Consider the following 13,019-nt stretch of genomic DNA (forward strand, 5'->3'; position numbering starts at 1 on the left):
TACCCATCCAATTGAGGAGGCATTCAATACCTTCTTCCGTTGCTGGTAGGACAGGGAAGAATTGTTTGCATAAACTTTTTCCTTCTTAGATCTGTAAAATATATGGAGACTTCATGAGATACATGGGCCGGATTGCTAAACTTATTCAACATATAGTCATAACTATAGGCCATGGTGATACCACTCATTAAACTAAATCCCAATACTGCATTGATTGAGTTTTGATCCGGTAATTCATTGAATCGGGTTATATTCCTGAATCCTAAACCACCAATAAAATTTTCAACTTGTATTTGGGGTATTACTTCTATTTGTTGAAAGGTACCTTGTCTCTTATAATTAAAAGAGACTGAAAACACCTTACGTACCTCTCCGGATTTAAACATTCTTCGGTCCAAATTTTTAACATAACCACCGTGAATATCCCATTTTATGGGGAGTTCATTTCCTATTCCATCTTCTAGAAAGCCTATATTGGGTCGAGATACATGACTACTACTTATCCCAAACCAAAAATCGGGTGCTTGTAATAAAGCACCAAATGCTAAATCGGGATACCATTTACTGTCTTCCCCCGGTAGCAGGTCGATGGTTGCCGAATTTACAGTCCTGTTTAAAAGGTCAATCTGATCGCCAAAGACCATTTCTTGTAAAGTCAAACTTCTATTGACAATTCCCAATTGACCTCCAAACCTTAAGAAGCTTTCATTATTTAGCAATAATTTATAAGATAGGTATCCTGCAATATCAGTTGACCTGATCTTTAGCAAAGACTCAGAAAATTGAGATGCGGAAAAACCAAAACCAACATTGGTCTCATCTACAAAATTGTCGTAATAGATTCCTGAAGCCGTGAAATCATAACCTAAACCGGGCCATTGTTTTCTATAATTGATGCCAACACGAGTAGTTTCCATGGCTCCTGCAAAAGCAGGACTAAGATTTAGTGGGGCTGCGTAAAACTGTGTAAATTGAAAATCCTGTGCCAATAAATCCAAAGGATAGGATAAAAAGTAACTTACAAACAGCATTATAAATTTTAAATTTCTCATTCCAAAAGCATGAAAGCACCGTTGTTACTAAAATTTCTTCCGTCTGCGGTGGTGTAATTTAACTTATAAACATAATTACCCGGAGCGGCTTTTTGGCCACGGAAAGAACCGTCCCAGCCGGGATCTTTTATGTCCGTAGATTGGTATAAAATTTCTCCCCAAGTATTCATTATAATTAGCGATAAACTATTGATGTTTAGAAACTTTGGAAAGAAATAATCATTGAGACCATCTCCGTTAGGACTAAATACATTAGGTGTTTCTAAGAAAAAGTCAGTGATTTTTATTGGAAAAGAAGTGCTGGTTTCACATCCCCAAATATCAGTAGCAATTAAGGTGACTTGATAGGTTCCGGGTAGCTTGTATCGGTAGGTAGGAGAAGCTTCATATGAATTGTTTCCATCGCCAAAATCCCAATAATATAAACCAATATTTCCATTGCTTTTGTTGGTAAATTGAACATCAAAGTTGACCAAGTTTTCACCGTAAAGTGGAAATGACTCAGATAAATATTCTCCTTTTACCAATATAACATTGTTCTGAACGGCAAAACTTTGAATTTGTACGCACCCCTTGCTATCGGTCACTGTCACCTGATAATTTCCGGGTGCATTGGCCTCCATTCGGTAGCCTTCTTCAAACACCTCTCCACTGCTCCATTGAATACTATAAGGAGCAACCCCACCTTCAATATGCAGTTTATTGATTTCCAAAATTTCTTTGGGTTCACATTGAGAACTTATTGTATTTGTCAAGCTAATGGTGAGTGGGTCAGGTCGATTTACTTTGAATGTTTGGCTTACAAAGCAGCCTGACTGATCTATTATATCAACTGAGTAGGTACCATTGGTCAGATTGGAAACGGTAGGGCTGCTTGCTCCATTGCTCCATTTGTAGCTATAAGGAGCTCTGCCACCCGACACCTCAAGGGAAATCTCTCCACTTTGACCATTTAGGCAAGAGGAAGCATCCTCAACCTGACCTACTGCTACCAAAGGCTCAGGTGCTATCAGATTAAAAGTCCTCTCAATTGTACAATTGTTGGCATCTTTTAAATAGACCCTATATACTCCCGGACCAAGGTTATAAATTGACGATTGTTCCGGACCATGTTCCCAAATAGCCGTTACAGGGGCTTTACCCCCTTCAAGGTTAAGCAAAATGCTACCATCTTGAGCACCAAAGCAGGAAATTGGATTGACTATAGGATCTACCTTAAATACCGGAACTTCCTTTATGCTGGTTTCTTTAGAGATTATACAGCCGGCGGCATCTGTTACGGTGACTTGATATAATCCGGGACCAATTCCTTCAAATGAACTTTGATCTTCGCCGGTATTCCATTTGATTTGGTAGGGTTTGACCCCCCCGGTAATGTCAAGGGACAGGTTTGCATCATTGGCACCATAGCAGGATACCTCCGTTTGCTCCATTGATACCTCCAAGGGAGCAGTAGGTTGAGTAATGCTAATTTCCGAGCTGCTGATTTGACAGCCGTTGGCATCAAGGACAGTAACTTGGTAAGTGCCTGAATATAGCCCTTCAGCATTGGGTGAATCTAAATCGAAGCCCACACCATCTTTAGTCCATCGGTATTGATAACTATCAGCTATCCCACCGGAGACAATAAAAGATAGGCTGCCGGATGGCGCTCCATGGCAGAAGACATCCGTTTTCATATTCAGCCTGATGGATAGGGATTCAGGCTCATTTATAGAAAAACGTTCACTTATTTCACAACCATTTTCATCTTTCACATTTACCAGGTAATTTCCAGGTAAAAGGTCATTTACTGCTGTTGCATTGGAGGTAAAACCCTCCGGTCCTGACCAGTTAATATGGTAATTTCCACTTCCTCCAGAAATATTCAATGCTATTTGCCCATCATTGGCCCCGTTACAACTGATTTCAAAACCATTATTGACTTTTACTGTGGGAGTAATCATCAATGGCTCCGGTTGCTTGATGCTTATCAAATCTGTTAGTGCTTCGCAGCCATTTTCATCAATAATGGTAAGATGGTAATCTCCGGGAGTTAAATTTTCAATGGAAGGAGTAAAGGCTTTAAAATTACCCGGACCTGACCATTCAAATTTTAAATTACCGGAACCTCCGGAAGTTATTATGGTTATCCAAGCATCTGCTGCTTCATAACAACTTATATTATATCCATTAAATGAAGAAACTTCTACCTTATCGATGGTTAACCCGGCTTTAGGTTGGGTGATTTCTAGTTGGTCAATTTCTTTGAAACAGTTGTTGGCATCAATTACACTTATCTTATAAATGCCGGCAGCAAGGTTCCTGAAAAACCAATTCTGTTGTGTGGTTGGGGGAGATGTTTCTAATAGATCTCCATTATCATTTGATAATTCATACCTGTATGGTCCTGCAGAAGTCCGTGTTATGCTTGCAGCCAATACTCCTGTTTCTTGACCATAACAAGAAATATCAACCCTTTGGTCTGCTAACTCTTCGATTTCAAGTCCCTGAGGTTCTGTAAGCGTATAACTTTTACTGATTTCGCAACCATTGATGTCAGTAACGGTGACTTGGTAATTGCCCGGCAAAATGTTTTTTAAGCTGTCAGCTTCTGAACTGAAGCTATTTGGGCCTTCCCATTTTATTTGATTGCTCCCGGTTCCTCCGGAAATATCCAAATAAATAAATCCTTCATTCCCTCCATTACAATGCACTCCAAATCCATTATAGTCAGATATTTCCTCTTCAACTACCAGTGGAAGTGGAGATTTGAGGTCAAAGTCTCTCTGCAGTGTACAGCCATTTTCATCTGTTATTAAGACATGATAGGTTCCTGCTTCCAGTCCTTCCAAATGGGGATAGTTTGAGGTAAAACCATTTGGTCCTGTCCAACTATAAGTTAGATTGCCTTGATTTCCGGAAATGTTGAAAGAAATCGTCCCGTCTGAGCCTCCTGTACAGGTGATTTGATATCCATTAAAGTCTGACAATTGTAAATTGCTGATTTCTAGGCCTGTTTCAGGTTGCTCAACCAAAATGTTTTCTATTTTTTTGATACAACCATTGGCATCTTCAACTGTTACCCAGTAAAGGTTTCCGGGTAGTTGGTCAAAGGTATGTTCCTCACTGTTGAAATTGGGTATGGACAGGACTGCTTCTGCATTCCCCATTGTTCCTAATGTAAGGGTATATGGAGCCATTGAGGCTTGATCTATCAATAGGGTGAATGCCCCATTGTGCTCACCAAAACAGGTCACGGGAATCCTTAAATCTTCTGGTTCAGATAGGATCAATTCATTGGGTTCGGAAATCTTGTAAGTAGCTTGGATGGTTGCTCCATTATCATCAGTTAGTGTCAATGAATAAAAACCTGCAGATAGGTTTTCTAAGTTGCTCTCTGAGGAAGAAAAGTTGTCCGGACCGGACCAGCTATAGTTGTAATTTCCTGTTCCTCCTGCGGCGTTTGGTTTAATGCTACCGGTGGCAGCTCCATTACAACTAATCTGAAAACCATTTATTTCAGGAATGTTGGGTGTCAAAGTTAAGGGTTGTGGAGCTTCTAGGATTATGGAAGTTAATCGTGCGGTACAATTGTTATCATCCGTTACAATAAATGTATATTCTCCGGGGCTTAGATTACTGATGTCTTTGGAATTTGCCTCAAAGCCATTCGGCCCATTCCATTCGTACTTATAATTGCCTTCTCCACCCACAATTTCAAGGGCAATGCTACCATCATTTGCTCCCGGAAATGAAACCTGATATCCATTGTAATTTGATACGAGGGTATCTTGGATGAGTAAACCTGTTTCCGGTTCATCAATTATTATTCCTTCCAAAAAGAAATCACATCCTTGGTCATCTTCAATTCTAAAATCATAGCTTCCTGCTTTTAAGTTTTTAAAATAGAGGGTGTCTGAATCGACCTTGTTTATGGGACCTAATGACTTGAAAGAAGCTCCATTTCTATAAACCTCTATTGAAAATGGGGTGGGGGTGTTTTCGTATAATTGAATTGCTATGGTCCCTGCTTCTTCCCCAAAACACCTTACATCTTCCCTGAGATCACTTAATTCATTCAATGTTAGTGGTGTAGGTTCATTGATGGCGTAATTGTTTGCTACTATACATCCATTTTGATCTGTTATTAATACAGCGTATTCACCCGGGTCTAAGCCTTGTCTGGATAATTCGCCTTCCTCCGAATTGAGGGGAAAAGAGAGCAACTCTCCTGATGTGGGTGAGTTTAGGTTTGCAAAATTTCCTTTAAACCATTCAATAATATATTCAGGAGAACCTCCTAAGGGGTTTATGCTAATACTTCCATTAGCCATACCATTGCAAGATATATTTTCAATGGTTTCTGAAAGGGTGAATGGTTCAGGGCCCTCAACAGTTATCCAACCGGTTGTTTTTTCACAAACCAACGGGGCTGCACCGGCGATTTCAAACAACCTTCCATTGTCTTGAATTTTGGCATAATAATCACCTGGTGGTAAGTTATAAATTTTGCTTTCCACCCCGATAATTGTACCTGCCAAACTTACAAATGAGTTGGCTACAGTTTTAACTTCGTTTTCCTCATTGTCAAACCATGTTATCTCATAATTGGCCCATTCATCACGGTGGCTTTTGGGAAAAGGAGACGACCAGCCCCCATTAATTAAGAGACTAATCTCTCCATCATTATTTCCAAAGCATGTTACATGTTTTACAGTTTCTTCAGCATCCATAGGTTCAGGGATGACAATTTCAAAGCTTTCTCTACCATTGCATTGAAACCGATCTTCTATTTCTATGGTATAAGCACCGGGTTCCAGATCTTGAGCCTGAATCACTACAAAACCATCTGAATCTGACACTACTTCAAAATCTGTATGTTTTTCCTTTCCTTCACTGTCAATCACAATAAAGTTGTTTACTGGAAGGGTTGCATTGAATATAATGAACTCAACCAGGCCTGTTTTGTCTTCAGGGCAAAGTAGACCGGCGAAATTCAATTCAAAATCCAAAGAATATGCCTGACCTAAGGGGCCTGAGTCTCTTAAATATTCCCTTCCCAAATTATCTATTGCATATATTTGGTATTCTATGTCTCGGTCAAGTTCATAATCTTGACCGAAAGTAGCAGTCGCTGAACTTTGAAAGGGGGCTGTATTATTTACCGTGACAACCTTCAGGGTATCCCCTAAATCATCAATTAGTTTAAAAGTAAAGGGGAATGATTCTTCATGTCTTTGGTTAGGTTTATAAGCACTCAAGGTAAGTGAAATAATACCTTTACAGCTGTTTTCAGAATAGGCCAAAGGCAATATTGGAGGGAAAACAAGGACCTTAAAAGGATATATCTGGCTTTGGTCTATACCGTCTGTAACTTGAATGTTGACAATAATCTCTTTGCCTTTTGCTTCCCAATCTTCGGTGTATTGAATTGCCGGGGAAATGGTTTGATTAGACAAAGAATATCCATTTCCTGCCAGTACTTCCAAGTGAAGTTTGGACATGTCACCGGAATAATTAATGGACAACATATCAAGGGTCAAGGTCAAGTCTCCATCGAACTTTACTTCAGCTTCAATTTGATCCTGAATGGTAATGGATGCAAATGGATTAATTAGTTCACCTTTAATTTTAAAAATTTGTACGCCAAAAATTAAAAATAAAATGACACCGGGAATAATATATTTACTATTTATTTTCAACTGTATTACCGAAGATTTTTATAAAAAATACAATCATAAAAATGCCAAAATTTAAGAAAGTATAGCTTGGATTTTTTATCAATCCATATGTAAAAGTAGATAATACAAATTTAATAAGTAACTGAATGATAAATTATTATGGATGTAAACTTAGAGGTTTGGACTTGTGAAAACCTAAAGAAAATGGTTGTTTATTTAGGAGATTCATTATTCCTATTTTCAATCTCTTTTTTGCCAGTATCAAATGAAGAAAGTGGGATAAAGAATTAAATTCATAAGGACCATATTTTTTTTTTATTTTCATTTGATTTATAACCTAATTGATCTGATTTTTTAATATTTTCGCTTCTATCCTTTTATTTTATGTCAATTGGAACTCACAATTCCAGAAATAACTATAACCCATGATAAAAAAAATTACTTGCTGGATTGCCTATGTTTTTTTCATTTTTCCTGCATTCAGCCAACAACAAAACTGGCACCCAATAAATGACAAAATCTTGTCAGAATGGGCAATGGATATTGACCCTAATGCCCCACTTCCTGAATATCCAAGACCACAGATGAGCAGAGAAAATTGGACAAATCTCAATGGCATTTGGCAATATGCCATTGTTGAGAAAGGCACCAAGCAACCCGGCAATTACCAAGGGGATATTTTAGTTCCTTATGCAATAGAGTCTGCATTATCCGGGGTGGGTAAAACAGTAGGTAAAGACCAGGAACTTTGGTACCATAGAGGCTTCGAAATTGACCGAGGGATGAGGAGAGGGAAATTGTTACTTCATTTTGGCGCGGTGGATTGGGAAGCGGAGGTGTTTATCAATGGAAAGCGTATAGGCCAGCATCAAGGTGGCTACGATCCTTTCTCATTTGAAATAAGTGAGGCTTTGGTATCCGGAAAAACACAACAAATAAGCATTCGGGTTTGGGATCCCACTGATGAAGGTCCCCAACCTCGAGGAAAACAAATCAATAAACCACATGGCATTTGGTATACACCGGTTACTGGCATTTGGCAAACGGTTTGGTTAGAATCGGTTCCTGATCAATATATTTCCGATATAAGAAATACAGCTGATCTGGACAATAAGCAGATATCTGTGCATGCACAGGTAAATGATCCTAAACCCGGACAAATGATAAGCGTTCGCCTCCTAGCCAATGGAGAGCTGGTAGAAGAGCAGGAGGTGCCTGCAGGTGAATCCACAACTTTTTCTATTCAAAACCCCAATATCTGGGGCCCTGACAACCCTTTTTTGTATGACATAGAAGCGCAATTGAAGGTTGGTAAAAAAGCAGTGGATGTAGTGAAAAGCTATACCGCCATGAGAAAAATAAGCATGTTGCCGGATGCCAATGGTAATCAGCGCATGTTATTGAATGATAAATTTTTATTTCAATATGGCCCCTTGGATCAAGGGTGGTGGCCTGATGGCCTATACACCGCGCCAACTGAAGAGGCTTTGATATATGATATAGATAAAACCAAAGAGATGGGTTTTAATATGATAAGAAAGCATGTGAAAGTGGAACCAGCCAGGTGGTATTATCACTGTGATAAAATAGGAATGCTGGTATGGCAAGACATGCCTAGTGGAGACATGGGGAATAGGTGGGAATCCAGACCCGGTGTGGTAGGTAAAGGCACAGAGAAGAAGAGAAGCCCGGAATCTATTGCTATTTTCAAAAAAGAATGGAAAGCCATTATGGATGCCAATTATAATTTCCCATCGATTATTGTTTGGGTGCCTTTTAATGAAGCTTGGGGCCAGTTCAATACAGAGGAAATTGTAATATGGACCGTAGAATATGACCCTTCACGATTGGTAAACGGAGCCAGTGGAGGGAATTATACTTTGGAGGGCCAAATTATGGACATGCACAATTACCCGGACCCTGTGATGCCTGACCCCAAAATCTGGGGTCAAGGTCAAATTATTGTATTGGGAGAATTTGGTGGTTTGGGTTTGCCAATAGAAGGACATACCTGGCAGGATAAAGACAATTGGGGATACCAAAGCTTTAAAGATAAAGGTGCTTTGAGAGAAAGATACAGTAAACTGATTCAAGACCTTAAACCACTTATTCCCATGGGACTTTCTGCAGCCATTTATACCCAAACAACTGATGTAGAAGTGGAGACGAATGGCTTGATGACCTATGATAGAAAAGTTACCAAAATTGAGCCTCAATTCTTAAAGCAATTGCACATGGAGTTGTATACAATTAAAATCCCTAAGAAATGAAAAATTTAACCTTAAAGGCACTCTTTATTGCCGGTCTATTGACAGCATGTGGACAAAACAATAAAGAGCAAGCCGTAACCGAACAACAAACAGAACCGAAATATTTAACAGCAATGGAAGATTCAGCATTTGAAAAAACAATAGACGGAAAAGAAGTGAAATTGTATCACCTTACCAATAAAAATGGTATGGAAATGACCGTAACCAATTTTGGCGCCAGGGTAGTAGAATTGTTCACTCCGGATAAAAACGGGAATTTTGAGGATGTTGTTTTGGGATATGATGATCTCGATGAATATAGCATTAATCCCGGTGGATATTATGGCGCCCCCATTGGTAGGTATGGCAATCGCATTGCCAATGCTCAATTTACATTAGACGGTAAAACGTATTCCCTGGAGGCTAATAATGGCCCAAACAATCTTCACGGTGCTCCGGAAGGTTACCATAAGGTGGTTTGGGAAGTACTTGAAGCTACTGATCAAAAATTGGAAATGAAGTATGTTTCGCCGGATGGAGAAGCAGGGTTTCCTGGTGAATTAACGGTTTTCATGAATTATTACCTGACAGATGACAATGAGTTTAAAATCACCTATAAGGCCACTACTGATAAGCCCACAATAGTAAACTTAACCCATCACTCTTTTTTTAATCTAAATGGACATGGTGAAGGGAGTGTCAGAAACCATAAGCTTCAGTTGAATGCCGATAATTTTACTCCTGTGGATGATAATTTGATACCACTGGGTGAAATCAGGTCTGTTAAAGGAACGCCTTTTGATTTTAGTGAACCTCACCTTGTAGGAGAGCGCATAGATGCAGACAATGAGCAGCTAAAAAAAGGAGGAGGATATGACCACAATTGGGTGGTTAACCGTGAAGAAGGGAATACAGAAACCATTAAAATTGCTTCTGTTTGGGTTCCTGAAAATGGCCGTAAGATGGAAGTTTATACGGACCAACCCGGAGTACAGGTATATACAGGTAATTTTATGACGGGGGGTGGACCTTCAAAAGCCGGCAAAGATTATGGTAAGCAAGGGGCCATATGTTTGGAAACACAACATTATCCTGATTCTCCAAATCAGCCTTCTTTTCCTTCTGTTACCCTAAGACCGGAAGAGACTTATTCACATGAATGTATTTATAAATTTTCTGTGATTGATTGATCGTATGAAAACTTCCTCGATTTATATCTTGATATTGCTTTTTGCAGGAATGTTATATTCCTGTGGAGGCAATAATAAGCAAGGAGCGCATAAGAAAGCATTGATGCCATTTACAATAATTTCTGAGGGAGATAAACTTTATTCAATTATAGAAGAGGGAATACAAGCGGAAATTTTAGGAAGTGGTTATGCATGGACTGAAGGCCCCTTGTGGATTGAAGAGGAGGAAATGTTATTGTTTTCAGAAATCCCTGCCAATAAGGTGCATTCTTGGAAGGAAGGTGCTGCTCCTGAAGTATACCTTGAACCAGCAGGATTAACATCAGATGAAAATAGAGGAGGGGAGGTAGGTTCCAATGGCCTACTTTTGGATCCCAATGGGAAACTGGTGTTGTGTCAACATGGAGACAGGAGGTTGGCCAGGATGCTTGCAGATTTGGATGCTCCGGCCCCTGAATATGAAGGAATTGTTACAGAATATGATGGAAAACCTTTCAATAGCCCCAATGATGCTGTTTACGATACTAAAGGGAATTTATATTTTACTGATCCTCCTTATGGTTTGGAGCATCGGATGGATGACCCAAAGAAAGCCATCGATTTTCAAGGTGTTTATAAGTTGAATAAGGAGGGGGATTTGCAACTGCTACTTGATAGTATTACCAGACCCAACGGTATAGCTTTGTTTCCAGATGAAGAAAGGCTTATTATAGCCAATTCTGATCCGGAAAAACCCATTTGGTACTTTTATACTTTGGATGAAAATAAAGGGCTGAAAGAAGGAAGGATTTTCTATGATGCAAGTGAAGTAGCCAATAATGAAGCAGGTCTACCGGATGGACTAAAAATCATGAAAGATGGGACAGTCATCGCAACAGGACCCGGCGGAATTTGGTTCTTTGGACCTGATGGAATTTTATTAGGCAGGCTTAAGTTTTCAGAACTAGTGTCCAACGTTGCTTTGAATAAAAAGGAGGACTTTTTATTTGCAACGGCCGATAGTTATGTGCTCCGGATTCCTTTAAAATAAGTTTTACTAATATCGAGGCCGTGCTCCCTTGCCGTTAAATGAATTTCAGTAAGGGAACGCGGCTTTTTATTTTATTTTTGAGGTCATCCGGAAAGGCTTTTTTGCCCATAAAGATATCTGTTAAGATTTCACAGCCTTTTTGTCCGTATTTGCTAAGGAGCATATTCCTAATGGCAGGTTGGGCATAACAGATAAATGCAATAATAGCCGAATTGCCCAGTTCGGTTAGAATATGTTGATCGAGCAATTGCTGGTAGGCCTTATTGGCATCTTTTTCATTCTCAAAATTTTCTACAATGGCCTTTGCTGCCAGTTCTCCTGATAAAATAGCGTTTGAAATACCCTCGGCGGTGAGGGGGTCAGCAAAACCTGCCGCATCCCCGGAAAGAAAAATTCTATCCTTTGAAAAAGCATCTTTTCTTTGGCCTACTGGAATTTGGAATCCATGCGCCTCTGATTCTAAAATTTCTTTAATATCTAATTTTTTTAAATATTCCTTATAATATTTTTTTAGATCAATCTTTTGCTTTTTTAAAGTACCAACACCCAATGACAGGTGGCCATTTTTAGGAAAACACCAGGCATAACCATCGGGAACGGCATCCACATCAAAGCGGACATTTTTAGATAATCGGTTGTAATCCTCTTCAGATACCTTTACTTCATATTCCAATGCAGGAATCAGCTTGCGGCTCTCTTTCCAGCCTCCCAATTTGGCAGTTTGGCTTAAGGCACCATCAGCCCCGATTAGGTATTGGCATTTAATATCCTCACCGGAGGTTTTTATATGCAACCCATCTACTTCTTTTGTCAAGCCTACCATGCTGGTTTGGGCTATGATTTGAGCTCCTTTTTCCATTGCCTTATTGACCAGAAATTGATCAAAAGTATCTCTCATGACCATGGAAATGATGGGTTCATCTCTTTTTGCTTTAAAAAAATGAGGACTTTTTTCAAAAAAAACTTCAAGTTCATAAAATTCCTTTTCAACTACTTCATCAATGGAAAAGGGTAGGCGAATTCGGCCTCTATGTACCAAACCTCCCCCACATGTTTTGTAGCGTGGAAGTTTCTCTTTTTCAATTAAAATTACTTTTTTTCCATTTTTTGCCGCATGGTAGGCGGCCATGGCACCGGAAGGGCCGGTACCAATTATGGCAATGTCATACTCTTTCATGGGTAATTTTATAAATCTTCAGTTTCTCTCTCAGGAATATCAGGACCGATCAATACTAATTGACTTTTTTCAGGGCTAAATTCATAGGTCAATTTTATTTTATCGAGATCAGTCTCATTAATATTTAGACAGGCGTTATAAAAAATCTTGTTAAAGCTTAAATAAAAAGATCCAGTGTGTTGTTCCGGAGAAACTATTGGATCTACTAATTGGATGTTTTCAGCCAATGCACCATCCAACTTGGCATAAAGGCTTAAAAAAATTTCCAATTCATTTTTTTTCTCTTTTAAAACCCAAGAAAGTGCAGTAAGAATATTATCTGCCTTTTTTATGTTTTCACTTTTAAAAATCCACTTCTCTTGCATTATGATATCAAATTTTGAATAGTAAAGGTAATCGAAAAACCTTTAATTTAAACAATAGCCCATTCATGATAAATTGACGTAATTCTATTGAAAATATCAGTTGTGATCAAAAATAAATAATTAAATTGAAAAGGAATAAAAAAAACTTTATCCCTGAAAAATAACCAAAAATAAACTACAGTATTTTTACCCAAGATTTTGTTTATTAATTATAAGTTTTAGATCAAAGTCATTTGGTATAAGTATGATTTTTTTGGAGTTTCTTCGGGAAGGTAGGTAAAAACAGGCCTATT

Annotated in this window: 7 protein-coding genes; 3 read left to right on the plus strand and 4 right to left on the minus strand. The window is 38.8% G+C overall.

What is annotated here, in order from left to right; all coding sequences use genetic code 11:
- Positions 1-23: 23 nt before the first annotated feature.
- Together Q4534_RS00200 and Q4534_RS00205 are read right to left on the minus strand one after the other, a co-directional pair.
- On the minus strand, positions 24-1,052 hold the full coding sequence (locus Q4534_RS00200) for a PorP/SprF family type IX secretion system membrane protein (protein WP_303611143.1): 1,029 nt from the start codon (positions 1,050-1,052) through the stop codon (positions 24-26).
- A complete protein-coding gene (locus tag Q4534_RS00205; protein ID WP_303611144.1) occupies positions 1,049-6,736 on the minus strand; it encodes a PKD domain-containing protein in 5,688 nt (1,895 codons plus the stop codon). The genes Q4534_RS00200 and Q4534_RS00205 overlap by 4 nt, the downstream gene beginning before the upstream one ends.
- Before the next feature lie 404 nt (positions 6,737-7,140).
- On the opposite strand from Q4534_RS00205, the gene Q4534_RS00210 reads away from it, so the two are divergent.
- Genes Q4534_RS00210 through Q4534_RS00220 form a run of 3 tightly spaced genes read left to right on the plus strand, consistent with a single transcriptional unit; the run spans position 7,141 to position 11,184 of the window.
- The gene (locus tag Q4534_RS00210) at positions 7,141-8,985 is read left to right on the plus strand and encodes a glycoside hydrolase family 2 protein (RefSeq protein ID WP_303611145.1); all 1,845 of its coding nucleotides are present in this window, start codon (positions 7,141-7,143) and stop codon (positions 8,983-8,985) included.
- The gene (locus Q4534_RS00215) at positions 8,982-10,154 is read left to right on the plus strand and encodes an aldose epimerase family protein (protein WP_303611146.1); all 1,173 of its coding nucleotides are present in this window, start codon (positions 8,982-8,984) and stop codon (positions 10,152-10,154) included. The genes Q4534_RS00210 and Q4534_RS00215 overlap by 4 nt, the downstream gene beginning before the upstream one ends.
- 4 nt (positions 10,155-10,158) lie before the next feature.
- A complete protein-coding gene (locus tag Q4534_RS00220; protein ID WP_303611147.1) occupies positions 10,159-11,184 on the plus strand; it encodes an SMP-30/gluconolactonase/LRE family protein in 1,026 nt (341 codons plus the stop codon).
- A gap of 34 nt (positions 11,185-11,218) precedes the next feature.
- On the opposite strand, the gene Q4534_RS00225 is transcribed toward Q4534_RS00220, so the two are convergent.
- Together Q4534_RS00225 and Q4534_RS00230 are read right to left on the minus strand one after the other, a co-directional pair.
- Positions 11,219-12,361, minus strand: coding sequence for an NAD(P)/FAD-dependent oxidoreductase (locus Q4534_RS00225; RefSeq protein ID WP_303611148.1), 1,143 nt, complete (start codon positions 12,359-12,361; stop codon positions 11,219-11,221).
- Positions 12,362-12,369: 8 nt separating this feature from the next.
- Complete coding sequence (locus Q4534_RS00230) at positions 12,370-12,726, minus strand: hypothetical protein (RefSeq protein WP_303611149.1); 357 nt, start codon at positions 12,724-12,726, stop codon at positions 12,370-12,372.
- Positions 12,727-13,019: the final 293 nt, after the last annotated feature.

This window comes from Cyclobacterium sp. 1_MG-2023 (genome assembly GCF_030546805.1).
Classification (GTDB): Bacteria; Bacteroidota; Bacteroidia; order Cytophagales; family Cyclobacteriaceae; genus Cyclobacterium.

Bases quoted from the DNA above. Each gene is read 5' to 3' on its own strand.
- Q4534_RS00200 (WP_303611143.1), bottom strand. From the start codon at position 1,052: ATGAGAAATTTAAAATTTATAATGCTGTTTGTAAGTTACTTTTTATCC.
- Q4534_RS00220 (WP_303611147.1), top strand. From the start codon at position 10,159: ATGAAAACTTCCTCGATTTATATCTTGATATTGCTTTTTGCAGGAATG.
- Q4534_RS00215 (WP_303611146.1), top strand. From the start codon at position 8,982: ATGAAAAATTTAACCTTAAAGGCACTCTTTATTGCCGGTCTATTGACA.
- Q4534_RS00225 (WP_303611148.1), bottom strand. From the start codon at position 12,361: ATGAAAGAGTATGACATTGCCATAATTGGTACCGGCCCTTCCGGTGCC.
- Q4534_RS00230 (WP_303611149.1), bottom strand. From the start codon at position 12,726: ATGCAAGAGAAGTGGATTTTTAAAAGTGAAAACATAAAAAAGGCAGAT.
- Q4534_RS00210 (WP_303611145.1), top strand. From the start codon at position 7,141: ATGATAAAAAAAATTACTTGCTGGATTGCCTATGTTTTTTTCATTTTT.